Below are 21,773 nucleotides of genomic sequence, written 5' to 3'. Positions count from 1 at the left end.
GAGTTTACGCAGCGCCGTCGCGACGAGTCCGCGATGCCTGGTCCGCGCCGGCTTCGGTTGTCGCCGTTAGCCGACCTCAAGCCGGCACGCACACGACGCGGCGATCGGCACATCCGCGCGTGCCATCGCCAATGCCAGCTGTTGGCCGATGATGCCCGCCTCGGCGGTCCGGCCGAGCCGTCGCAGGCACTCGTGGTAGCCGTGCAGGCTCCACACGTTGCCGGGGTGTTGGCACGGCCGGCTGAAGGTCGGATCGAGCCCGAGGTCGGCGGCATATACCTCGGCGGCCTCCTCGACGCGGCCCTGCTCCAGCAACAGCGCCCCGTAGGCGTGTCTTGTGGGTTGCATCCATCCCCACGGTTCGTCGTAGGGGAGTGTGTCGTCCAGTTCGATGGCGCGCCGCAGATGGGCGAAGGCGGCGTCGTGCCGTCCTTCTCGGTAGGCGATTTCGCCGTCGAGCATCTCGGCGGCCACCGCAAGGATGTCGCGTGCGGTGTTGTTGAACAGGTAGCGCGATTCCGGGATGCGGTCGTAGGCCGCTGCGAATGCCTCCCGTTCGGCATGCGCTTGCCGGAGTTGCCCCTTCGCGGCATGTGCGACTCCGCGCCCGTAGTGAATGGTGGCGGTGGTCGTGCAGTACAGCCCGACGTCTTCGGGCAGCGGCTGGCTGACCAGTTCGTCCCACCGGCCGAATCGGACCAGAACATGAACCCGCAACGGCACGAACGCTTCCAGCCAGTCCGCCATCGGCGGTGACTCTATTGCCAGGAGCTCGGGGGTGAGCTGCCCGGCGAGCTCATCGGCCGCCCGCAGTGCAACGCCCGAGTTCGCCTCGAACATCGCCGAGTAGACGACGAAGTGCAGGTTGTGTGCACGGTAGAGCGAATAGAAGTTCAGCGGTCCCTCCCGTTCGACGAAGAGCCGGTCGGCTTGCACGGCAGTCAGATTCGACACCACCGAGCTGCGGTAGTCGCCGCAGAGCACGTCGATGTGACTGGCCATGTGCTGCAGGTGGCCCGCGTCGGGCACCAGACCACGCAGCAGGTCGGCCGCAGGCAGCGCGTCCTGCGGGGTCGCCGACATCTCCATGGTGTGCAGGTAGAGGTGCAGCACGCCGGGGTGCTCGCGGCCTGCAGGCGTGGCCAGAGCGTCATCGAGGATGCGTTTGGCCTCGACCACCCGTGAACCCGGCGCGGGTTCTCCCGTCTTGGGGTCCCACAACGCCCACGCCGTGACGTTGACCAACGCGTCGGCCGCGAGCGCCTGCACGTCGATGTCGTCGGGATATACGTCCGCGAGCCGCGACATCGCATCGGCGTAACTCGCGTGGCCCGCAAGCAGCGCGTCGGTGTCATCCGCATCGTCGGTCGGGAAGCGGGCAGCCAGCGCCTCGATCAGTCCGCTTTCGACCGCCGAGGCCCGCGCGTTGCCCGCCAACCCGAGCTCCATTCGTGCACGCGCCAACGACGCTGCGAGATCGACCGGGTCGAACGCCTCCCACGCCTTGTTGTAGTTCGGCCCGATCGAATAGGCGATGCCCCAACGGGCGATGGCGAGATCTGGATCCAATTCCAGGGCGCGCTCGAAGCAGCGGATCGCCTCGTCATGATTGAACGCATATGCCCATACCAGGCCGCGGTCAGTCCAGATCTGCGCCTGCGGCGACGGCGTGTCGACCTGACGGTGATATGTGCCCAGGTCGTAGTACCGGTCGACTTCGCCTAGCGAAACGCTCATAGACGGCACGATAATTCACCCGCAATGCCGTGGCGAGAGCCGCGAGCAGACAGCCCGCCGCGCCCCAGATGACCAGGGTCAGCAACGGTGTCCCAGCGCTGTGGCCGCCGAAGTAGGAGATGCTGCGCAGCAGGGCGACGCCGGAACCCTGCGGGACGATCGTCGTGAAGGTCGAGTAGAAGGGCGACAGCAGCGGTCTGCCGACCGGCCCCGCGGCCGCCGCGTTGCCGACGACCACCAGGAAGAGGGTGAGCAGCACCGACGCCGTAGATCCGAACGCGGCCGCCACACCCGTGACGGCTCCGCCGACGGCCATCGCGTAGATCCACAGCGCACCGAACACGGCCAAGGTGTGGCCGGCCAATGCGCCGAGCATGCCGTCGACGTAGACCGTCACCACTCCGGCAAGCAGCGCCGAGTAACCCGTCAACGTCAGTGTGCGCAGCAGAAAAGTGGCGGGTCTGCGCACCTTGCCCATGATGTAGCCAAAAGCGGTGGCGCCCAACGATGCTCCGATGGAGATGAAGATGACGGCATAGAACTCGACCGTGCCAGACGGGTCTGCGGCCGACGTCGGCGCGACATCCTCCACCGCGGCGGTGAACCCGCCCTTCGTTGCGATTGCGCGGCCGACGGATTCGGCTGCGGTGGCGACGCTCTTGCCACCTCCGCCCGCGACGTAGATCTTCATCTCGCCCGTCTGCGCGACCACGAAGGCGGCGTCGGCCGCCTGTTCGCGCACCTGCTGACGCGCTGCGGCGTCATCACCAACCGCATTGACCGCCAACACATCCTGGCCGCGAATCGCTTCGACGACCTGTCCGGGGGCGGCCACGGCCACGGTGAGGTGGTGCAGGGTGGGTCTGGCGAAAGCTCCGGAGTAACTGGCGATCATCGCGACGACGAACACCGTCAACGCCGTCATCGCGAGCACCATGTTGCGGATGCGAGTCTTGGTCATCATCGGTTCGGGGGAAGCGTGTCGGGCCATGTGAACGTCCTTAGGTGGGGAGTCGATTGGATTCAGACTGCGGTTGTGGCGAGGCCGAGCAGCGCGCCGACGGTGTCCAGTGCGGCGCTGACCCTGCCGCGCAGATCGGTGGCGTCGCCGTCCTCCATCCAGGAGCGCAGCACCTCGATGAATCCGCCGACGAGGAACCGGCTCACGGATTCCGCGGTCAGGCCCGCGATTTCGGCGACGGCGGCATCGGCCGCGATCTGTTCGCACGCGGGCGCGAGTTCGGCCCGGAAGGCTGCGACGACGCGCAGGGTGACTGCGCTCGGTACCACGTTGCGGTACATCGCACGGTGTTCGGCCGCGAAATCGAAAAGCGCCATGATGCGGGCGCGCGGATCGCCGACGATATCCGCGGCGGCCGAAGCGAACGCGACGGTGAATGCATATGCGATCGCGTCGTCGCGATCGTGGAAGTGCCGGTAGAAGACCTGGCGGCTGACCTCGGCGCGGTCGACGATGTCGCCCACCGTCAATCCGTCGACGGGACCCTCGTGTGCCAGCGCGAAGGCGGCGTCGCGAAGCCTGGCGCGGACTCTCTCGGCGCGGGGATCGACACTGTTGGTGCGTGCTGCCATAGTTGCAGGCTAATCCACTTCGTGGACATTTGACCACGAAAACTTAGGTAATCTAAGACACCTGTTCGACCCAGGTGTGATGGCGATGACGTCAGACGGTGTGCAGTACCGCGGTCGCAGCGGCCAATGCGACGCCGATCACGGCCGGAACCATCTCCGCGACGCGATCGGACGCGCGGAGGTGAAACGCGACGGCACCGATGGACAACAGCGCGAGCCCGATCGCCGCGGCGATCCCGATCGGCGGCCACAGCAATCCGGCCAGCACCCCCGCCACGCCTGCGAGTTCGAGCGCGCCGATCACCCGCCACTGCATCGATGACACCCCGAGGTGGTCACGGATTGCCAGGGACTTGGGGACGCCGAGCAATTTGATGCTCGATGAGAAGGTGAACAGGCCTGCGAGCAACAGCGTCACGACTACGGTGGCGGTGTTCATCTACGCAGGCTACGACTGTCGAGCACGCGGAGAGCAGAGAATGATCCGCTGCGTTGGACTGCTGGACTCAGTGACCCGCGACGATGTCCGACTCGTCGACCACCACCGGGTCCTTCGCACCGGGCAGGAACCAGTAGGCGACACACACGATCCCGAAGAACAGATAACCCAGCGCCACCGCCGGATTCGCCGCCCACGCGACTTCGGGCGCGTGGATCAGGCCGATGAACGACAACGCCGCTCCAACGGCGGATGCGATCGCCGCGTAGAGGAATTTCTTCTCGAGGATGTACGTCACCATCGTGCCGAGGATGAGACCGACCAGCACGGCCCCCTCGCCGAGGGTCTTGAGGCCTTCGTATACGACGCCAGCACCGTTGAGCGCCTCCATGCCGACCTGGCCTGCCGAGGTGCCCGCCGCGTTGAGCGCGTTGTCGATCAGGCCGTGCGCCCACTGCGCGAGGTTGGGCAGAATCGCAGCGACGACGGCGATGGCATGCAGGCGCGGCACGGCCTGGAACGCCTGTGCCCCGATCAGTAGGCCGATATAGAGCAGGATCGGCACGATCGCGGGCACCGGAAGCAATGCGTCGAGGACCCCGAAAAGCCCTAGGAAGCAAAGGACTCCGATCATCACGCCACTGGCCAGCGAGTAGTTGGCGCGCCCCCCTGCGTCTTTCCAACCCGGATGACCGATGTACACCGCGGGCGGGAACGGCGATCCGAACGCCGATCCGATGATCGCGCCCGCACCGTCGGCGAGCAGCACGCTGCGCAGGTTGAAGTTGTCGCCTGCGGCCGCGGCACTCTCCACGTTGCTCATCGCCTCGGTGAAGTTGTAGACACCCAACGGAATTGCCGTGCCAAGCAACGGCGCCAGGTTGGACAACCCCTGGAACAACATGTCGATTCTCAGGTCGGGTATGCCGATCGCGATGTCGGAGACGGCCTGGCCGACGTCGGGCGCGGACATGAAGCCGCCGATCCAGCCGATCGCGGTACCCACAAGCAGCGCGGCGAGCCCGACCGGGATACCGAAGGGGAGTTTCACGTCCGTGAAGAACCCGATCAGGATGATGGCCATCACCGGGAGGCCGATCCACGCGGCTTCCCACATCTGTGCGGCGGGCCGCATCGAGATGAACGTGATCGAAATGCCCGCCAGGGTGCCCAGCATCGCGGCGCGCGGGGTGAGCTTGCGGATGTAGGGCCCGACGAACGCGCCGATCATCACGATCACCCCGATCAGGAAGGCCCACGCCAGGCCGGCCTGCCAGGCCTGGATCGGGTCCTTGGTGTTGAGATACACCGGCAGCATCACGACGAAGACCACGATGAACATGTGCGGCACGCTCGGCCCGTACGGCAGCGCGGTGACGTCGTCACGGTTCTCTCGCCGGGCCAACCGGCGGGCGAGGAATGTGTAGTAGAGATTCCCGAGTATCAGTGCGACACCGAGAGCCGGTAGCACGGTGCCGAGCACGTCGCCGGCGGGAACGGCGACAACGCCGATCATCAAGCCGGTCAGCGTCAGCACGTTGACCAGGATGTTGAAGCCGAGGCCGAAGAAGGCGTTCGTGTCGCCGCGCGTCCACAACGGCAGCGCGGTCTGAGCAGGGGCCGGTGGTTCGGCAGGCGGCTCGGCGGGGGATTCGGTCACATCGGTGGTCATTGCGGGTCCTCTCAGGCGGCGGAGGTGGTGAGGGCATGAAGGGCCGGGATTACGGCCGTCGTGTCGGCGACCCATCCGAAGATGCCGCCCTGCGCCTTGATCATTTCCAGTCCGATCCGCTGAAAATCGGGGAAATATGAACCGACGCAATCGGATACGACGAGGCATTCATAGCCGCGATCGTTGGCCTCGCGCGTCGTGGTGTGCACGCAGACCTCGGTGGTGACGCCGGTGATCAACAGCTGGCTGATGCCGGAGCCGACGAGAATGTCCTGTAGCTCGGTCGCGTAGAACGCACCCTTGCCGGGCTTGTCGATGACGATCTCGCCGTCGACCGGGGCCAACTCGTCGACGATGTCGTGCCCGTATTCGCCGCGGATGAGAATCCTGCCGTACTTGCCCGCATCGCCGATTCGCTTCGAGGGTGCGCCGCGGCTGAGCTTCGCCGGCGGGCAGTCCGAAAGGTCCGGCTCGTGGCCCTCGCGCGTGTGGATGACCATCACTCCCGACGACCTCGCGGCCGCGATCAAGGCTGCCAGCGGTGGCACCACCTTGAGCAGCTGGTCGACGTCGTTGCCCAGGCTCTCGCCGAATCCGCCGGGCAGCAGGAAGTCTCGCTGCATGTCGATGACGATCAACGCCGTCTTGCCCTCGATCAGGCGGAACGGCGCCGGCTCGGCGGGCACTTCGATTGCCTTGCTCACGCTGCGGTCCTCACTCGTGGTCGTCTTCGGGTGGTCATGTGTGTTCCTCGGAGGTGGTCGCGAACTCTGATACCGCTGCGGCCCAGGGGGATTCGCGTGGTTCGTCGAGGATCCGCGCGGCCAGCTCCAGTACGGTGTCGTCGGTCAATGCCGCGCCGAGCAGCATCGCGCTTGCCGGCCGTCCGTCGGCTGTCGTGCCTGCGGGGATCGCGACACCGAGCAGGTCGAGCAGATTGCCGAAATGTGTGTAGTGGCCCAGCATCGTGTTGCAGTCGATTGGCCGCGCCAACACCTCGTCGACGGTGAAGGTGGTGCCGATCGTGGGGACCACGAGCACGTCCATGTCCTGCCACAGCCGGCCGACGATCGCCTTGAGTTCGGCGAGTCGTTGCAGCGCGGCGAAGGCGTCGACCGCGGTGTACCTGTGCCCGCTGCGCAGAATCTCCCGGACGACGGGATGGATCGAGTCCGGCTGGGAGGCGAGGAAGTCGCCGAATTCCACCAATCGTTCCGCAACCCACGGACCCTGGTAGAGAAGGGAACCGGCGGCCAGGAAGGGTTCGAGCGTCGTATCGACGATGGTGGCCGTGCCGCCCAGCTGCTCGCGGAAGGCCAAGTGCGCGCGGCGCATCTCGTCGTCACCGAAGAACTCCAGCTGATCGACGGGAGGCAGGCCCACCCGGATGTCAGAGCCGTCGTGGCGCGGCCCGGGTCCGCGCGACCACGCGTCGTTGTCGTCTCGGGCCATCATCACCTCGACGACGCGGTCGATGTCGTCGATACAGCCGGCCATCACGCTGATGCAGTCCAGCGATTTGCACGCCGGGACGAGGCCCACGGTGCTGATCAGGCCGCGTGACGGTTTGAACCCGACCACGCCGTTGAGGGCGGCGGGCACCCGGCCGGAGCCTGCGGTATCGGTGGCCACGGCGAACGGCACCTGGCCCAGTGCGACGGCCAACGCCGAGCCGGAACTCGATCCGCCGGAGATCATCTCGTTGCCGTACACACTGCGCGGCACCGTGTATGGGGTCCTGGTGCCGTTCAGCCCGGTGGCGAACTGGTCGAGGTTGGTCTTGCCCACGTAGAGCGCACCCGCGTCGAGGAGTCGGCGCACGGCGGGCGCCGTCGTCGAGGCGACGTAGGCATAGTCGGGGCAGGAAAGCGTGGTCGCGACGCCCTCGACGTCAATGCTGTCCTTCACCCCGAATGGCACCCCGTAGAGCGGCAGAGTCCGTGCGCCGGGACGCTTTTCGATGTTCTCGGCAGCGGCAATCAAATGATCGCGCTGCACAACGGAAAGCCAGGTCCCGTCGTCGCCCCTTGCCGCGATGGCGTCTGCGACTCGGGCGGCCGTCTTGGTGGGTGATCCACTTCCACTAGCGTGCCATTGAAGGATCTCGGCCACCGAGGGGCCGATCGAAGGACCTGCTGCGCCACCAACCACAGCTGTTTTTTTCACGGAATGATGGCGGTTGTGGTACCGCCACATTGCAATCATGTTGCCCACCGATTCCCGATCAGGTCGACGGTCGGCTGGTGCCGGGCTGGAAATCGGCACACCTGGTTCGGGTTCGCGTCAGCGCGCGGGCGTGATTCGACTTCCACCTAGAAACATGTTCTAGTTTTTGGGTGCTCGAGTTCACCCACATCGGGGACCTGACTTCCGACGAAGTCGACCGGATGGCAGAGGTCTACGAGCCGCTCACCGAATCGGTCCGCGACTTGGTCGACGCGACGATTCGCACGGAGGTCGACGCCGAGGAAGTGGCGGCGGTCAAAGCGCAGATCGACGCATTGACAGCTCGGTTGCGGGAACGGCAGATCGACGGCGCGTTCGGGGTGCGCTACACCACCGGGGGCGACCGGATGGCGTGGGGCAACCCCGTCGTCGGCATCCGCAACGCGATCGCCCCGCCGCTGGTGATCCAGCGCGACGAAGCGGGAGGTACGTTCACCGATTTCGTCGTGGGTGCGCCATACGAAGGTCCGCCCGGTCACGTGCACGGCGGAATCTCGGCCCTGGTGCTCGATCACCTACTCGGCGAGGCGGCCAGCGACGGGATAACACCCCGGTTCACCGGCACCATCACGATGCGCTACCTGCGCACGACGCGGCTGGGCCGGCTGCACGCCGAGGCGCGAATCGACCGGACCGAGGGCGTGAAGACCCATGTCGTCGGCCATCTCTCCGACGAAGACGGCGTGACCGTCGAAGCCGAGGGCGTGTTCATCACGCCTAAGTGGGCTCGCGACGAGAACCAGAACTGAAGCCGCCTGCTCTTGGCGTTGCGGCGTCGTGGGTGTCGGCGGCAATACTCACCAGGCTGCGGGTGATCGTGCCGGTCTCGGCGACGAGAACGCGTGCGGCGCCGTCGTCGATATGTGTCGCGGCGTCATGCAGTTGCTGGTCGGCGGCCACCAACGGCAGAGTGTCGATGCCCCACGGGGTAGCGGGAGTCGGGGGATCACCGCGCAACGCCTCGACGTAGTCGTCCACGGCCAACACGAACTCACGGCTCAGCGCCGCGGACGGGTGCGGCGGCAGGCTTTGTTCCAGCGCGGTGCACGATGTCGTGACGGCATTCAGGCCCGCGCGAAACGACCTCAGCCAACGCCGCAACTCCCGCGACTCGACTCGGGTGGCCCCAGCGGCGGCTTCGAACGCCGCCCTGGCCCGGAACGCCCGTTGCCACGCTGTGGCGAGCGCATCCGACGGGTGGTCGAGGTCGTGCACGAATGCCTTGATAACGGTTGCGGCATAGTCAATCTCGGTCTTCAGCAGCTCGCCTGCGCGTTGGCGCAGCCGGATCAGCGCGTCATCGGGGACCACGACGTGGAAAAGCACCGTGAGGGCGCCGCCGATAACCACCGCGAAAAGCAGGTCGCTGACCGACGATGACGCGTCGGTGATGTCGAGGAGCAACACGATCGTCGCGCCGAAGGCGGCCGTCACCGCGACGTAGCCCAACGTGGACACCGCATGTGTGATTCCGAGAAACAGCACCGCGAGAATCGCTGCGGCAAAACCGGTTGGCTGCCAAACGAGCGTGACCGCAGAGGCGACCACGACACCGACGCAGATGCCCCCGACGCGACCGACGCACCGGGTGTAGGTGTGGGCGGTCTCGGGTCGCATCACGAGCAGCACTGTCATCGGAATCCAATAGCCCGCAGGCACATCGCCGAAGTGCGCGATGGCGGTACCGCAGGCGGCAGCGCCTGCGAGCCGCACAGCGTGACGTGATATCGGCGATTTCCTGTCGATATGTCCGACTGCGACGTCGAACGCCGATCTGAGCGCGCCGGTCCACTCGGTCGGACTGCGTCGGCCGAAGCGCAGCGCGTTCGCGCGGTGGAGTTGGCGGGAAAGGCGCTGCGCCACCGGGGCGTCCGAGATGGCCACCGCTGCGACGGCTGCGTCAACGCCCTTTAGTGCGTATTCCGCGTCCCGCCGGGCCGTGCGGCTCTGTCCGGCGATCGCCGCGAGCATGTCCGACGCCGCCGTCAGCACGTCGCCGACCGGGTCCTGGCCGGCGGCCTTGCCCCGAAACGCCATCAATGTCTTGGCGATCTGCTCGGGCAGCGCGTGCCAGTCCCGGTACGCCGAAGTGCGGCGGCTCGACTGGGTCTCGGTGGTACTGAACGCTTCCTTGCATTCCAGTAGTGGCGACGCGTCGACCTTCGCCGTTGGCTCGCTGGCCAGCTGCCGCGCGTCTGTGCTCAGCGACCGGTACACCTTGGTGAGGGCTTCGCGTTCGACCCGCCACCGCCGGGGCGGCCACACCGCGATGAGCGCGGCTTGCGTCAGACCGGCGACCACGGCGAAGAGGGCGGACGCGAGCGCAGCCAGGGCCGGCTGGGGGTGCTGGATGACCAACAGCAGACCCGACGCCCCGGCGAGGAGCCCGGCCGGTGCGCCGACCGCCCACTGCATGCCCGCGAAGAAGCACCACAGTGCGATCACGACGACGAATACGAGGCTGTGGCCGGCGGTGACCCCGCCGGCCAACACGGCGATTCCCAGCTCGACGGAGACAGCGAGCATGATGGGAATCCGGCCGAGCGGGTTGTCCTGCAGCGCGATAGCGCCCGCGATAGCCCCTGCCGCGGCGGTCGAGGTCGCCGCACCCGCAGGCCCCCAGAGCAGGGCGGCCGCCGTCAGGACCAGAACGCCGAGCAGGCTCCGCGCAACAGCGCCGTTGTCCGGCAGGTGCAGTCGGAGCGCCAGAGCCTTGGTCACCCGATCATTCTCACCCGGCCGCCGTCGCATCCGGGTGAAGTGGGCCCGAGCCGTGCGTCACGATGCATGCATCACCTGTCCGCGGTGGGGATAACCGCGGGCCGACCCACCCGAATTTCCGTGCACCAGCAACCATTCGGCGATAGAGTCGGCTATCGATTCAGATCACGGGATGTCACCCACGAGGTTTTCCAATTAGCTGTTGCGTACCGGCTCGACGTCGGCTGCGCACGAAGGGAGTCGCATGAGTACGGCCGCGGAGCGAGCAACTCAACTCGACCTGGTGGCCCGGCTGAAATCGTCGTATCCGGAACTTCCGGATGCACCGACACCGGACATGCTTGATCATCACCGGATCACGGCCTACCTCAAGCCGGTCCATGACGTCGGCGGCGAGCCGTGTGCGCCGATGAAGTACGAGAACAAGCAGTACGAGCAGTGGGAGGAAGAGACCTACATCCTCTGCGAAACACTCGGCTGGCGCGGCATCTGGCTGTCCGAGGAGCGCCGCCGGATGGGCAACGTCGACGTCGGCCGGGCCGAATACCTGGGGCTGCCGTACTACGGGCGCTGGCTGCTGGCCGTCGCGCGCGTCCTGGTCGAGAAGCACCACATCGGCCTGACCGAGTTGAGCGAGCGCATGGCCGAAGTCCAGGAGCGATACGCGGGCGGGCTCGACGGCAAGAAGCTGGAAGCCAAGCCGAAGTCGGAGGGGGACGGTTCGGGGGTCAAGCGCAACAACCACGCCGAGGAGGCTGCCGGTAAAGGTGACCCGCAGATGTTTGCCGGGCAGGCTGGAACGCCGAAGTTCAAGGTCGGCGATACCGTTGTGGTGCGCGAGCTTCCGGTGATCTTCTACACCCGCACGCCGGCGTATGTCCGTGGCGCGACCGGCGAGATCGAGACGGTGGCGTACGAAAGCCCCGCCGCCGAGGACGAGACGTGGGACCGGCCCGCGCAGGCCGAATGGTTTTATATCGTCCGCTTCAACATGGCCGACCTTTGGTACGGCTACACGGGAACAGCCGACGACGTTATCTCCACCGAGATTCCCGAACACTGGCTGCGAGCCGCCCAATGAGCCGTCCGGAAAGGAGTTCGCGTGTCTGACCACAGTCATGACCACGATCACGACCGCACCGTCGCGCCGATGGTCGACGAGATCACCGACTTCGAGGTCCTCGAGATCGCGCTGCGCGAGCTGTGCATCGAGAAGGGCATCTTCACCGCCGAGGAACACCGCCGGATGACCGAGTTCGCCGAGCACATCGGGATCACACCGGCGGCTCATCTGGTGGCCAAGGCGTGGCTGGATCCTGAATTCAAGAAGCTGGCGCTGGCCGAACCGATGACGGCCAGCAAGGAGGTCGGCGTCGATTGGCTGCACCCGACCGGGTGGGGCACGCCAAGCGATTTCACAGCGTTCGCGATCCTCGCCAACACCCCGACGGTGCACAACGTGATCGTGTGCGCGTTGTGCTCGTGCTACCCGCGGCCGATCCTGGGCAACTCCCCGGAGTGGTACCGGACACCGAATTATCGTCGGCGTCTGGTCCGCTGGCCGCGCCAGGTTCTGGCGGAGTTCGGGCTCTACCTGCCCGACGACATCACCGTCCACGTCCAGGATTCGAACCAAAAGCACCGGTTCATGGTGATGCCGATGCGGCCCGAAGGCACCGAGGATTGGACCGAGGAGCAGTTGGTCGAGATCATCACCCGCGACTGCCTCATCGGTGTCGCGCTGCCGAAGGCCGGCGTGACCACCAACGCGATCGTCGACACCCGACCGGCACTGCACCCCTGGACGGGCGGATGACAGAAGACAACGCCGCAGAAGAACCGTCCCGGATCGCACCGCTGGACGAAATCGTCGAACGCAATCAGGTCTGGTCGGAGATGGCCGCCAAGTGGGGTGTCGAAAACCCTGTGCCGCCGTGGAAGACGAGCCTGGACGGAATGTGCGACGCGCTCGACCGGGCGGCGTGTGACACCGACGTCCCCGATTTCAAGCAACGACGCGACGAGGAGGACGAACTCTCGGCGACCCTCTACGCAGATCTGCCCTATCCGGAAAGCCAACTGGTCTCGCTGGCCCACTCCTTGGTGGCCCGCGGCATCATCGACGAAGCCGAGCTGAGACAACGGCTCGCCAACATCCGCGAGCGCCTCGAGGCGTGAGCCCACCCCGCGCGCAGGGATTCCGGCTAGGTTCGGGTGGTGGAGAAAGTCATCCTCACTCTGCGCGGAGTCGACGCCGACGACGCCTGGTGTGCCCGGTTGCGCGCACACGTCGCCGCGGACCTGCTCGACATCGGTCTCCCCGGCCTCGCGATCAACGTTCGCGACGCCGAGGTGCGCGACTCCTTGATGACACTCACGACGATGGACCCACCGGTCGTCGCCTTCGTCAACGTGTGGGTCCAGCAGTCCTACGGCACACAGCTGCAGGCCGCGACGGCGCTGCTGGCAAAGGAGTGCGAAGAGGTCGCGGCCTACCTGGTGACGGAATCGGTGCCGCTGCGACCACCACCGACCGTGTCAGGTCAGCGCACGGCCGGGCTGGCCAATATGGCGCTGCTGCGTCGACCCGCCGACCTGGACGAGGCGACCTGGCTGTCACGCTGGCATGTCGACCACACGCCGGTGGCGATCGAGACGCAGTCCACATTCGGCTATACGCAGAACGCGGTGGTACGCGCGCTGACCGCTGGCGCACCTGCCATTTCGGCGATCGTCGAGGAACTTTTTCCCGCCGAGGCGATCTCCGATCTGCACGCATTCTTCGGGGCGGCCGACGACGACGATCTGCGCGACCGGATGGAGCGCATGCTCGCCAGCACCGCCGCCTTCGGGGCCAATGAGAACGTCGACACCGTGCCCACCAGCCGCTACGTGTACCGCAGCCCGTTCAACGAGGGAAAGCAGAAGGTGAGCAGATGACCACACTCGACGAGGCGGTGGCGTTGGCCCGCGACGAGAGCGGCCTAGCGGTCGTCTCGACGCTACGAGCAGACAACACCATTCAGGCATCCCTGGTCAACGCGGGCGTGTTGACACATCCCGAAAACGGCCGTCCCGTACTGGCATTCGTCACCTACGGCCGGGTGAAGCTCGCGAACCTCCGAGCCCGCCCCGCGCTGGCGGCGACATTCCGCAGCGGCTGGCAGTGGGCGACCGTCGAGGGCAACGCCGAGCTAGCAGGCCCCGACGATCGGCAATCCTGGCTCGCCGACGCTGACCAGCTTCGACTGCTGTTACGTAGCGTGTTCACGGCGGCGGGCGGCACCCATGACAATTGGGATGCCTACGACGCCACCATGGCCGAACAACGCCGTACGGCGGTGCTCGTCGCACCCACCCGGGTGTACAGCAACGGTTGATGCTTAGGCTGCTTGGCGTGACAGCCGCACGCGAGGAGCACACGATGGTGTTGCGCAAGAGCGACGTCAACCGGGTACGGACACTTACGCTCGACCGGCCGGATGCGCTCAACGCGTTCAACGAAGCGCTCTACGAGGCGACGTCGATCGCGATCCGGGAGGCTGCCGACGACCCCGACGTCGCGGTGGTATTGCTGACCGGCAGCGGAAGGGCGTTCAGCGCCGGAAACGATCTCAAAGAGATGGCTGCGCGGATCACCGATCCGGCGCTCGCCGACAAGGGCAGCCACTTCACGTCGCTGATCGACGCGCTGACCGACTTCCCAAAGCCGTTCATCTGTGCGGTCAACGGGCTCGGTGTCGGCATCGGCACAACCATTCTCGGCTATGCCGACCTTGTCTTCATGTCGTCGGAGGCGCGGTTGAAGTGTCCGTTCACCAGCCTGGGCGTCGCACCGGAAGCCGCGTCGTCGTATCTTCTGCCCCAGTTGATCGGCAGGCAGAATGCGGCGTGGCTGCTGATGTCCTCGGAGTGGGTGTCAGCCGAAGAGGCGCTGCGGATGGGTTTGGTGTGGCGGGTTTGTGAGCCAGGCGAGCTCCTGCCCGAGGCGCACAGGCATGCCGAAATCCTTGCCGCCAGACCGATCCCGAGCCTGATCGCGGTCAAGCAGACGATCGCGGCGCCGTCCAGGGCGGGAATCAAGGCCGCCACCGAACGCGAAAATGCGCATTTCGCCGAGTTGATGGGCGCCGCCGCCAACGCCGACGCGCTTGCCGCCTTCACCGACAAGCGGGGGAGGGCAAACTAGCGGCTCGCCGCTGAAGCTTGATTAGCGGCTCGCCGCTGAAGCCCTGCCGTTGCTGGCGAAGTGCGATTCGATGATCGCGCGCACGGTGCGCTTACACCGTCCGCAGTCGGAACCCGCCCCGCACGCGGCAGCCACTTCCTTCGATGTCGAGGCGCCCTTGGCGACGCACTCGTTCACCACGTGACTGGTGACTCCGGTGCAAAGACAGACGAACATCTATCGGCCCAATCAGTTCTTATTGTCGATGCTCATGAGATGGGCGAACTTGCCGACGAAGTGCGTGGGGTAGGCGCCCAGCCCCGCGTTCGACATCCACTCCGCGGCGGCGTCGGGGCGATCGATCCACTGCCGCGCGCTGATCTCGTTGTCGATCTCCTGCAGGATCATCACTTCCTGCCCGTCGTCGAGCGCGCGGTAGACCCAGATCTTGCGCACCCCTCCGCGCTGGAACCGGTCCAACCCGGCGTGCACCTTGTCCATCAGCTCCACCACATCGTCCACCGACGACATGACGCCGACGATTATTCTCCCGACGTGTTCTTCCGAGGACGGCCCGTCGAGATCGATCTTCTCGACCACCTGGCCCCCGAAAATCGGCGGGATGTCATCGAGGCCGGCGATATCGAACCATTCGAATACCGCGGGGGATCCGAGCACGTCCCGAATCGATCGGGCATGCCGAATTCCAATTGTCACCAGCACTCTGCCCGGTTCCCAAATCGACGTGTAAAGCACTACGTGATGCGCGCCGATTGAGGCGAGGTTGTCGCGACGGCGTTTGATCCAATTCCACATCCTGTCGACATCGTCGACGCGAAAGTCGCAGGCGAGAATCAGTGAGTGCAGATTGCTCTCACTCATCGTTATCCTTCGCTCCGCTGCGCTCGCAATCATGTTAGCGCAGTCTAACCTTAGTAAGGGTAGGCGGTCCAGCGGCCAGGCCGTACTTAGCTTAGGCAGCCCAAGTGCCTGCGTTCATCTTCACTCCGGATGCCCAACTTTGTTGCCGCAACGGCTCAAACACGCTCTGCGTACTGCAGAGATGTTCCGATGGCGCCTCTTCGTGCACTAGATTGGACCTCGTCAAAACAGCCCACCGACGGACGGCGCAACCGGCGCTAAGGAGCCAGCATGCAAGGGGACCCCGACGTTCTGAAACTGCTCAATGAGCAGTTGACGAGCGAACTGACGGCCATCAACCAGTATTTCTTGCATGCCAAGATGCAGGAAAATTGGGGATTCACCGAATTGGCTTCTCATACCCGCGCGGAATCCTTCGATGAGATGCGGCACGCCGAGAAAATCACCGACCGCATTCTGCTTCTCGACGGCCTGCCGAATTATCAACGGCTGTTTTCCTTACGCGTCGGTCAGACCGTACGCGAGCAGTTCGAGGCCGATCTCGCGATCGAGTACGAAGTGGTGGCCAGGCTGCGGCCCGGCATCATCATGTGCCGCGAAAAGGAAGACGCGACGTCGGCCAACATCTTCGAGATGATCCTGGCCGACGAGGAGAACCACATCGACTATCTCGAGACCCAGCTGGAGCTGATGAACAAGCTCGGCGAGGAGCTCTACCTGGCTCAGTGTGTGTCGAGGCCGCCGGGCAGCACAGCCGGCTAGTCACTCGAAGGCGTTTCGGGACCGCATTCGCGTGTAACCCTGCGTCCGGCCGGTCGCCGTAACTTTTGTAGCCTGCCTAACGATATGGCTGGAGGAACGGTCGTCTCGGACGGAAGGCGGGAATGACGAGTCAGCCATCGACGGCCGCTGTTTCGGACCCGTCGTCCAGCAGCGCCGGCATCAGCCTGCATCGTCGCAACCTCATTTTCGGTGCGGTGCTGCTCGGCATGTTGCTGGCCGCCCTCGATCAGACGATCGTGGCCACCGCGCTGCCCACCGTCGTCGCCGATCTCGGTGGCGCCGGTCACCAATCCTGGGTCGTCACGAGTTATCTCCTTGCCAGCACCATCGTCACCGCGATCGCCGGGAAACTCGGCGATCTTTTCGGCCGTAAGGTGGTCTTCCAGGCGTCGGTCGTGTTCTTCCTGGCCGGCTCGGTGCTGTGCGGCTTGAGCGCGTCGATGACGATGCTCGTCGCCTCCCGCGCGTTGCAGGGCATCGGCGGCGGCGCGATCATGGTGACGGCCATGGCCGTCATCGGCGAGGTCATCCCGCTGCGCGAACGTGGGCGCTACCAGGGCGCGCTCGGTGCGGTGTTCGGCGTCACCACCGTGATCGGACCCCTGTTGGGCGGATTCTTCACCGACCACCTCAGCTGGCGGTGGGCGTTTTGGATCAACATTCCCGTCGCGGTCGTGGTGCTGTTCGTCGCGGCCGCGGCCATCCCGTCCCTGGCGAAGGCGACCCGGGTGGTCATCGACTATGCAGGCATTCTTCTGGTCGGCCTCGGCGCCTCCGGGCTCACGCTGGCCACCAGCTGGGGCGGTGGCGAGTATGCGTGGAGTTCCCCGGTGATCATCAGCCTGTTCTCGGTGTCCGCCGCGGCGCTGGCCGGCTTCGTCTGGGTGGAAACCCGTGCGGCCGAACCGATTCTGCCCATCCGGCTGTTCGCCAGCCCGGTGTTCACGGTCTGCTGCATCCTCGGCTTCATCGTCGGTTTTGCGATGCTCGGGGCACTGACATTCCTCCCGACGTTCATGCAGTTCGTCGACGGCGTCTCCGCAACGACCTCAGGCCTGCGCACCCTGCCGATGGTCGCGGGGATGCTCATCACCTCCATCGGCAGCGGCAACATCGTCGGGCGCACGGGCAGATACAAGATCTTTCCCGTCTCGGGCACCGCGACCATGGCCGTGGGGTTCGTGCTGCTGTCCGGAATGGATGCCAGCACTCCGACCTGGCAGCAGTCGGTATACCTGTTCGTGCTCGGCTCAGGCATCGGGTTGTGTATGCAGGTGCTCGTACTGGTTGTGCAGAACACCTCCAGCTTCGCCGATCTGGGCGTGGCCACGTCAGGTGTGACATTCTTCCGCACCATCGGAAGCTCCTTCGGCGCAGCCATATTCGGGTCGCTATTCGCCAACTTCCTTGCCAGCCGGATTGGACCTGCGCTGGCGGCAGGCGGAGCGCCACCGCGCGCGGCGGAGTCACCGCAGGCGCTGCATGCGCTGTCGCCGGAGATGGCTGCGCCGATAGTGGACGCCTACGCGGACTCGCTCGGCACCGTGTTCCTGTGCGCTGTCCCGGTCGCGGTCGTCGGCTTCATCGTCTCGCTCTTCCTCAAGGAGATACCGCTTCGCGAGATGGAAGCGATGTCGGCCACCGACCTCGGCGAGGGGTTCGGCATGCCCAGTACCGAATCGCCTGACAAGATCCTGGAGGTGGCCATCGGCCGCCTGATGCGCAACACACCGGAGATCCGGCTGCGCAACATCGCCGGGCAGGCGGGCTGCGAATCCGACATCGCGCTTCTGTGGGCCCTGATCCAGATCTACCGCCATAGCCAAGTATTCGGCTCGGCCCGGCTTACCGACATAGCCGAGCGCCTTCGGGTACCGACTGAGGTCATCGCGTCGACGTTCGACCGACTGGTCGACCGGGGTTACGCGCTGCGCACCGGTGACCAGCTGTGGCTGACGCAATCCGGTGTCCGGCAGGTCGACTGCGCGTCGGCCGCTCTGGTGAGCCGCATCGTCGACAAGCTTGCGACATCGCCGACGTTCGAGGGCCGCCCCGATCGGGAGCAGGTCGAGGCGGCGCTGGAGCGGATCGCCCATAAAGTTCTGGTGCAGCGCGACTGGCACGATGACCGGACGGTGCCTGCCGTCGCTGCCAAGTGATCTAGCTGGGGTTACCGCTCCGTTTCTAGAACGTGTTTCACTTATTTCCTGCTCGGCGTACGATTCCGCCATGAGCCGAATTGGAGACTTCGCCGACGATGACGCCGCTGCCTGGGTAGTGAAGTCACCCGATATCGGGACCGGGATGGTCGCCTTCACCAACGCGGTCTACAAGAAGAACCGGCTGCCCATGCGGGTCCGTGAGTTGGCCCGGATGGTCATCGCGCTCGACAACGAATGCGTGGTATGCCAGAACACCCGCGACTCGGAAGGGATCGCGGCGGGCGTCGACGAGGACCTCTACGACCACGCGGGCGAGTGGCGGACGTGGCGCGGATACAGCCCGCAGGAACGGATCGCCGCCGAGTTCGCAGAGCGCTTCGCAAGCGACCACACCGGCCTGCGTGACGACGAGGATTTCTGGGACCGCGCGCGTGAGCACTTCAGCGACGAGTTGATGGCCGATCTTGCGCTGTCGTGCGCGATGTGGCTGGGCATGGGCCGCATGCTGCGCACGCTGGACATCGGCCAAACCTGCAAGATCACTTTGTAGGTCGCTGAAACTGAAGGAAGAATGGCCCCGGTGAATTCAAGGGCAGCCAAACCGCTCGCCGCAGCGGCCATCGCCCAGCTCGAGTCCGACGGGGTCGCCACGCTCATCGGCACGGTGGTCAACTCTGCCGGGCTCACCCACGCCAAGACGATTCCACTGCGGAAGATGGGCGCGTTCGCCGATCCTGGGCTCGGCGCTAGCCCCGTCTGGCACGTGTTCACCATCGACCAGACCGGCATCGCGATCGGCGACACCCTCGGCGTGGTCGGGGATCAGCGGATCCGCATCGACCTTGGCGCACTGCGCATCCTTGGCGACGGACTAGCCTGGGCCCCAGGCGCTTTCTACGGCCAGGACGGCGAACCGGACCCATACTGCAGTCGTGGGACGCTGGCGCGCGTTGAACGAAGGCTCGCCGAGGCCGGGATCGCCGCGCGCGTCGGCCACGAAATGGAATTCCTGCTCGTCGGCCCCGACGGCAGTCGGCTGCCCGCCCACCTGTGGGCGCAGTACGGGCTTGCGGGCGTGCTCGAATACGAGGGTTTCGTTCGCGACGTGACCGATTCGGCGACGAGTTCGGGTGTGTCGATCGAACAGTTCCACCCCGAGTACGGGGTGAACCAGTTCGAGATCTCGTTGAGTCCGCAGTCGCCCGTCGCCGCAGCGGACCAGCTGATGCTGGCCAGGATAATCGTCGGCAGGGTCGCCAGGCGATACGGCCTTCGGGTCAGCCTTTCGCCGGTTCCGTTCGCCGGCAGCGTGGGTTCTGGTGCACATCAACACTTCTCACTGCAGAAGCGCGATACGCCGCTGTTCTCGGACGGGTCCGGCGCGCGGGGAATGACTCCGGAGGGGGAGTCCGCGGTGGCAGGCGTGCTGGCCGGACTACCCGAAGCGCAGGGGGTGCTGTGCGCTTCCATCGTGTCCGGGTTGCGGATGCAGCCTGGCCACTGGTCGGGCGCCTACGTCTGCTGGGGCACCGAAAACCGTGAGGCGGCAGTGCGATTCCTCGTCGGTGGGACCAGTAATCCGTTGGGTGCAAACGTGGAGGTGAAGGTCGTCGATCCGGCGGCGAACCCATACTTCGCGACGGCCACGATTCTCGGGCTTGCGCTGGACGGCATCGAGCGAGAATTGACCTTGCCGCCGGAAACCGCCGTCGACCCGTCGACCATGACCGATAAGCAGCGCGCCGACGCCGCCGTCACCCTGTTGCCCACGAATCAGGCCGAAGCCGTCGCCGCGCTGGACGGATCCGCACTGATTCGCGGCATCCTCGGCGACCAGGCCGTCGATGCGATCGTCGCAGTGCGCCGCTACGAACAAACGACGTACGGAGACCTCGGCGAGGAGGAGCTCGCCGACAAGTTCCGGATGGCCTGGAGCGTGTAGGAAGCCGTCCCTCAGACCAGGTCCGTCGCGTCGAACACCCACGACGTGTCCGCGGACGCGAAGCCGTCGGTGAACGATTGCGGCGCCGCCGACAGCAGCGTGTTGAAGTCCGAGTAATCCTTCCAAAGGGTGATCTTGCCGTCCTGCACGCGATGCACCGATACGAACGCCAGCCGAACGCTTTCACCGCTGTGCCAGCCCCAGGTCTCGGAGTGCTCGTATACGACGTCCACACCGTTGCTGAGCAGCAAGCCATCGTGGTTCACATACGACGACAACGATTGGAGGCCGATTTTCAGGCGTGTGACGATGTTCTCGGGACCGCGGGCCGAGACGGCAGGCATCGGCATGTCGACGTACAAACAATCGTCGGACAGGAAGGACTTGACGGATTCCCAGTCGCGGTCGGACAACGCCTTCCACATACCGAGGACAATTTCACGAACGGCTGCATCGGAAGTCATCGGATCAACCTACGTCCAGCCGTCGGGTTGTCGACCATCGATGTCGGTGAAGCCGTACGCGCGAGCCAGGTCGGCCGACGTCACCGAGCCCTGGTTCCACCGCGCACGACCATCGTCAGCGGCGATCGCGGCGATGCCCCTCCCGACGAAACGCGGCGATTCCGAGTCGGCGAAGGAAGACGGCGCGGTCGGCAACCCGCGGCCGCGGTCGTGGTCGAGGGCGCTGCGCCAATTCGCCTCCTCGACACCCCAGTTGTCGAGCATCATCTCCGAACGCAGCCACCCCGGTGTCACGGCAACCGCGGTGGCGCCGTACTGCCTCAACTCGTGTCCGTGTGCGAATGCGAGCCGGTTCACCGCGGCCTTTGCCAGGTCGTAGAACACCGAAAGCCGAAAGTTCTCGTCGTTGTATGCACGGGTGCCGTCGGTGACCTCGACGAGCAACCCGCCCGGCCGTTCGATCAGCAAAGGATGCAGGCAGTGCGAGGTGATCAGATGGGTGTCGATGCCCAGCCGAAGTATCCGCAGCCCATCATCGAGGTCGTGCTCCCAGATCGGCCTGTTCCAGGTCGGTGGCGGCCCCTTGAGCACCTCGGCGCCCCAGATGTCGTTGACCAGGATGTCGATGCCGCCGTAGTCGCCGCGGATCCGGTGCGCCAGTTCGCGCACCTCACCCGCGTCGAGATGGTCGACCTGGATGGCAACGCCCGTGCCGCCGAGTTCGTCGACCAACGCGGCGGTCTCCTCGATGGTTTCGGGTCTGTCGTAATCAGACGTCTTGCCGCCCGATGCAGAACTGCGACCCGTGCACACCACGGTTGCGCCTGCCTCGCCGAGCGCCGCGGCAATGCCGCGGCCCGCGCCCCGCGTCGCCCCTGCCACCACGGCCACCCGCCCGCGCAGCGCCTGCCCGTCCGGTATCCAGTCCATCGGAATCAGTATTGCGCCAAAGCAGCAGCGTCTACCCGTCTTGCGCATTCGGGA

Annotated in this window: 24 protein-coding genes; 12 read left to right on the top strand and 12 right to left on the bottom strand. The window is 65.7% G+C overall.

All coding sequences use genetic code 11. From position 1 onward, the window contains the following. Positions 1-66: 66 nt before the first annotated feature. From D6M19_RS30240 to D6M19_RS30210, 7 genes are all read right to left on the bottom strand, one after another. Positions 67-1,737 carry a tetratricopeptide repeat protein gene (locus tag D6M19_RS30240; RefSeq protein WP_123028983.1) on the bottom strand — a complete coding sequence of 557 codons (1,671 nt, stop codon included), beginning with the start codon at positions 1,735-1,737 and terminating at the stop codon, positions 67-69. Continuing rightward, the gene (locus D6M19_RS30235) at positions 1,640-2,728 is read right to left on the bottom strand and encodes a DUF3533 domain-containing protein (RefSeq protein WP_123028982.1); all 1,089 of its coding nucleotides are present in this window, start codon (positions 2,726-2,728) and stop codon (positions 1,640-1,642) included. Before D6M19_RS30235 ends, D6M19_RS30240 begins: the two co-directional genes overlap by 98 nt. A gap of 32 nt (positions 2,729-2,760) precedes the next feature. Beyond that, on the bottom strand, positions 2,761-3,330 hold the full coding sequence (locus tag D6M19_RS30230; RefSeq protein ID WP_123028981.1) for a TetR/AcrR family transcriptional regulator: 570 nt from the start codon (positions 3,328-3,330) through the stop codon (positions 2,761-2,763). Positions 3,331-3,421: 91 nt separating this feature from the next. Beyond that, positions 3,422-3,769 (bottom strand): DoxX family protein, encoded by a 348-nt coding sequence (locus D6M19_RS30225; RefSeq protein WP_123028980.1) that lies wholly within the window; start codon positions 3,767-3,769, stop codon positions 3,422-3,424. A gap of 67 nt (positions 3,770-3,836) precedes the next feature. Continuing rightward, entirely contained in the window at positions 3,837-5,441 is a 1,605-nt protein-coding gene (locus D6M19_RS30220) for a SulP family inorganic anion transporter (RefSeq protein ID WP_123028979.1), read from the bottom strand. Positions 5,442-5,452: 11 nt separating this feature from the next. Continuing rightward, on the bottom strand, positions 5,453-6,145 hold the full coding sequence (locus D6M19_RS30215; RefSeq protein ID WP_123028978.1) for a cysteine hydrolase family protein: 693 nt from the start codon (positions 6,143-6,145) through the stop codon (positions 5,453-5,455). A gap of 34 nt (positions 6,146-6,179) precedes the next feature. Further along, the gene (locus tag D6M19_RS30210) at positions 6,180-7,607 is read right to left on the bottom strand and encodes an allophanate hydrolase (RefSeq protein WP_407665423.1); all 1,428 of its coding nucleotides are present in this window, start codon (positions 7,605-7,607) and stop codon (positions 6,180-6,182) included. Between the two features lie 3 nt (positions 7,608-7,610). Between D6M19_RS30210 and D6M19_RS35360 the strand changes: the two genes are divergently transcribed. Beyond that, complete coding sequence (locus D6M19_RS35360; protein WP_407665422.1) at positions 7,611-7,757, top strand: DUF5701 family protein; 147 nt, start codon at positions 7,611-7,613, stop codon at positions 7,755-7,757. A gap of 20 nt (positions 7,758-7,777) precedes the next feature. After that, positions 7,778-8,416 (top strand): PaaI family thioesterase, encoded by a 639-nt coding sequence (locus tag D6M19_RS30205; protein ID WP_123028977.1) that lies wholly within the window; start codon positions 7,778-7,780, stop codon positions 8,414-8,416. On the opposite strand, the gene D6M19_RS30200 is transcribed toward D6M19_RS30205, so the two are convergent. Next, the gene (locus D6M19_RS30200) at positions 8,385-10,388 is read right to left on the bottom strand and encodes an FUSC family protein (protein WP_327389832.1); all 2,004 of its coding nucleotides are present in this window, start codon (positions 10,386-10,388) and stop codon (positions 8,385-8,387) included. The two genes, D6M19_RS30205 and D6M19_RS30200, sit on opposite strands and share 32 nt — an antisense overlap. A 244-nt stretch (positions 10,389-10,632) precedes the next feature. On the opposite strand from D6M19_RS30200, the gene D6M19_RS30195 reads away from it, so the two are divergent. The 6 genes from D6M19_RS30195 to D6M19_RS30170 all read left to right on the top strand — a co-directional run bounded on the left by D6M19_RS30195 (position 10,633) and on the right by D6M19_RS30170 (position 14,577). Next, positions 10,633-11,469, top strand: coding sequence for an SH3-like domain-containing protein (locus tag D6M19_RS30195; RefSeq protein WP_123028975.1), 837 nt, complete (start codon positions 10,633-10,635; stop codon positions 11,467-11,469). A 69-nt stretch (positions 11,470-11,538) separates the two neighbouring features. Beyond that, positions 11,539-12,204, top strand: coding sequence for a thiocyanate hydrolase subunit gamma (scnC, locus tag D6M19_RS30190; RefSeq protein ID WP_123029003.1), 666 nt, complete (start codon positions 11,539-11,541; stop codon positions 12,202-12,204). Then, positions 12,201-12,566: a thiocyanate hydrolase gene (locus D6M19_RS30185; RefSeq protein WP_123028974.1), complete on the top strand. Its 366-nt coding sequence runs from the start codon at positions 12,201-12,203 to the stop codon at positions 12,564-12,566. Before scnC ends, D6M19_RS30185 begins: the two co-directional genes overlap by 4 nt. Positions 12,567-12,605: 39 nt before the next feature. Continuing rightward, positions 12,606-13,328: an EthD domain-containing protein gene (locus D6M19_RS30180; RefSeq protein ID WP_123028973.1), complete on the top strand. Its 723-nt coding sequence runs from the start codon at positions 12,606-12,608 to the stop codon at positions 13,326-13,328. After that, positions 13,325-13,768 carry a TIGR03618 family F420-dependent PPOX class oxidoreductase gene (locus tag D6M19_RS30175; protein WP_123028972.1) on the top strand — a complete coding sequence of 148 codons (444 nt, stop codon included), beginning with the start codon at positions 13,325-13,327 and terminating at the stop codon, positions 13,766-13,768. The genes D6M19_RS30180 and D6M19_RS30175 overlap by 4 nt, the downstream gene beginning before the upstream one ends. 44 nt (positions 13,769-13,812) lie before the next feature. Next, the gene (locus D6M19_RS30170) at positions 13,813-14,577 is read left to right on the top strand and encodes an enoyl-CoA hydratase/isomerase family protein (RefSeq protein ID WP_123029002.1); all 765 of its coding nucleotides are present in this window, start codon (positions 13,813-13,815) and stop codon (positions 14,575-14,577) included. A 21-nt stretch (positions 14,578-14,598) separates the two neighbouring features. Here the strand turns inward: D6M19_RS30170 and D6M19_RS30165 are convergent, their stop codons facing one another. Both D6M19_RS30165 and D6M19_RS30160 read right to left on the bottom strand, forming a co-directional pair. Beyond that, positions 14,599-14,793 (bottom strand): (2Fe-2S)-binding protein, encoded by a 195-nt coding sequence (locus D6M19_RS30165; protein ID WP_123028971.1) that lies wholly within the window; start codon positions 14,791-14,793, stop codon positions 14,599-14,601. Between the two features lie 12 nt (positions 14,794-14,805). Then, positions 14,806-15,438, bottom strand: coding sequence for a fatty-acid--CoA ligase (locus D6M19_RS30160; protein ID WP_123028970.1), 633 nt, complete (start codon positions 15,436-15,438; stop codon positions 14,806-14,808). A gap of 270 nt (positions 15,439-15,708) precedes the next feature. Between D6M19_RS30160 and bfr the strand changes: the two genes are divergently transcribed. From bfr to D6M19_RS30140, 4 genes are all read left to right on the top strand, one after another. Further along, complete coding sequence (bfr, locus tag D6M19_RS30155) at positions 15,709-16,200, top strand: bacterioferritin (protein ID WP_123028969.1); 492 nt, start codon at positions 15,709-15,711, stop codon at positions 16,198-16,200. A gap of 122 nt (positions 16,201-16,322) precedes the next feature. Further along, a complete protein-coding gene (locus tag D6M19_RS30150; RefSeq protein WP_123028968.1) occupies positions 16,323-18,380 on the top strand; it encodes an MDR family MFS transporter in 2,058 nt (685 codons plus the stop codon). A 70-nt stretch (positions 18,381-18,450) separates the two neighbouring features. After that, positions 18,451-18,933 (top strand): carboxymuconolactone decarboxylase family protein, encoded by a 483-nt coding sequence (locus D6M19_RS30145; protein ID WP_123028967.1) that lies wholly within the window; start codon positions 18,451-18,453, stop codon positions 18,931-18,933. 21 nt (positions 18,934-18,954) lie between these two features. Continuing rightward, positions 18,955-20,325: a type I glutamate--ammonia ligase gene (locus D6M19_RS30140; protein WP_123028966.1), complete on the top strand. Its 1,371-nt coding sequence runs from the start codon at positions 18,955-18,957 to the stop codon at positions 20,323-20,325. Between the two features lie 11 nt (positions 20,326-20,336). Here the strand turns inward: D6M19_RS30140 and D6M19_RS30135 are convergent, their stop codons facing one another. Next, positions 20,337-20,789: a limonene-1,2-epoxide hydrolase family protein gene (locus D6M19_RS30135; RefSeq protein WP_123028965.1), complete on the bottom strand. Its 453-nt coding sequence runs from the start codon at positions 20,787-20,789 to the stop codon at positions 20,337-20,339. Between the two features lie 9 nt (positions 20,790-20,798). Then, positions 20,799-21,719 (bottom strand): SDR family oxidoreductase, encoded by a 921-nt coding sequence (locus D6M19_RS30130; RefSeq protein ID WP_123028964.1) that lies wholly within the window; start codon positions 21,717-21,719, stop codon positions 20,799-20,801. Positions 21,720-21,773: the final 54 nt, after the last annotated feature.

It is taken from the genome of Mycolicibacterium stellerae, from assembly GCF_003719305.1.
GTDB lineage: Bacteria > Actinomycetota > Actinomycetes > Mycobacteriales > Mycobacteriaceae > Mycobacterium > Mycobacterium stellerae.
This window is presented reverse-complemented; position numbering and strand designations above follow the sequence as displayed.

What these genes read in the sequence shown, in the direction of transcription:
- D6M19_RS30240 (WP_123028983.1), bottom strand. Translation starts at nt 1,737, where the DNA reads ATGAGCGTTTCGCTAGGCGAAGTCGACCGGTACTACGACCTGGGCACA.
- D6M19_RS30235 (WP_123028982.1), bottom strand. Translation starts at nt 2,728, where the DNA reads ATGGCCCGACACGCTTCCCCCGAACCGATGATGACCAAGACTCGCATC.
- D6M19_RS30230 (WP_123028981.1), bottom strand. Translation starts at nt 3,330, where the DNA reads ATGGCAGCACGCACCAACAGTGTCGATCCCCGCGCCGAGAGAGTCCGC.
- D6M19_RS30225 (WP_123028980.1), bottom strand. Translation starts at nt 3,769, where the DNA reads ATGAACACCGCCACCGTAGTCGTGACGCTGTTGCTCGCAGGCCTGTTC.
- D6M19_RS30220 (WP_123028979.1), bottom strand. Translation starts at nt 5,441, where the DNA reads ATGACCACCGATGTGACCGAATCCCCCGCCGAGCCGCCTGCCGAACCA.
- D6M19_RS35360 (WP_407665422.1), top strand. Translation starts at nt 7,611, where the DNA reads ATGATGGCGGTTGTGGTACCGCCACATTGCAATCATGTTGCCCACCGA.
- D6M19_RS30195 (WP_123028975.1), top strand. Translation starts at nt 10,633, where the DNA reads ATGAGTACGGCCGCGGAGCGAGCAACTCAACTCGACCTGGTGGCCCGG.
- scnC (WP_123029003.1), top strand. Translation starts at nt 11,539, where the DNA reads ATGGTCGACGAGATCACCGACTTCGAGGTCCTCGAGATCGCGCTGCGC.
- D6M19_RS30185 (WP_123028974.1), top strand. Translation starts at nt 12,201, where the DNA reads ATGACAGAAGACAACGCCGCAGAAGAACCGTCCCGGATCGCACCGCTG.
- D6M19_RS30175 (WP_123028972.1), top strand. Translation starts at nt 13,325, where the DNA reads ATGACCACACTCGACGAGGCGGTGGCGTTGGCCCGCGACGAGAGCGGC.
- D6M19_RS30170 (WP_123029002.1), top strand. Translation starts at nt 13,813, where the DNA reads ATGGTGTTGCGCAAGAGCGACGTCAACCGGGTACGGACACTTACGCTC.
- D6M19_RS30165 (WP_123028971.1), bottom strand. Translation starts at nt 14,793, where the DNA reads ATGTTCGTCTGTCTTTGCACCGGAGTCACCAGTCACGTGGTGAACGAG.
- D6M19_RS30160 (WP_123028970.1), bottom strand. Translation starts at nt 15,438, where the DNA reads ATGAGTGAGAGCAATCTGCACTCACTGATTCTCGCCTGCGACTTTCGC.
- bfr (WP_123028969.1), top strand. Translation starts at nt 15,709, where the DNA reads ATGCAAGGGGACCCCGACGTTCTGAAACTGCTCAATGAGCAGTTGACG.
- D6M19_RS30150 (WP_123028968.1), top strand. Translation starts at nt 16,323, where the DNA reads ATGACGAGTCAGCCATCGACGGCCGCTGTTTCGGACCCGTCGTCCAGC.
- D6M19_RS30145 (WP_123028967.1), top strand. Translation starts at nt 18,451, where the DNA reads ATGAGCCGAATTGGAGACTTCGCCGACGATGACGCCGCTGCCTGGGTA.
- D6M19_RS30140 (WP_123028966.1), top strand. Translation starts at nt 18,955, where the DNA reads ATGGCCCCGGTGAATTCAAGGGCAGCCAAACCGCTCGCCGCAGCGGCC.
- D6M19_RS30135 (WP_123028965.1), bottom strand. Translation starts at nt 20,789, where the DNA reads ATGACTTCCGATGCAGCCGTTCGTGAAATTGTCCTCGGTATGTGGAAG.
- D6M19_RS30130 (WP_123028964.1), bottom strand. Translation starts at nt 21,719, where the DNA reads ATGGACTGGATACCGGACGGGCAGGCGCTGCGCGGGCGGGTGGCCGTG.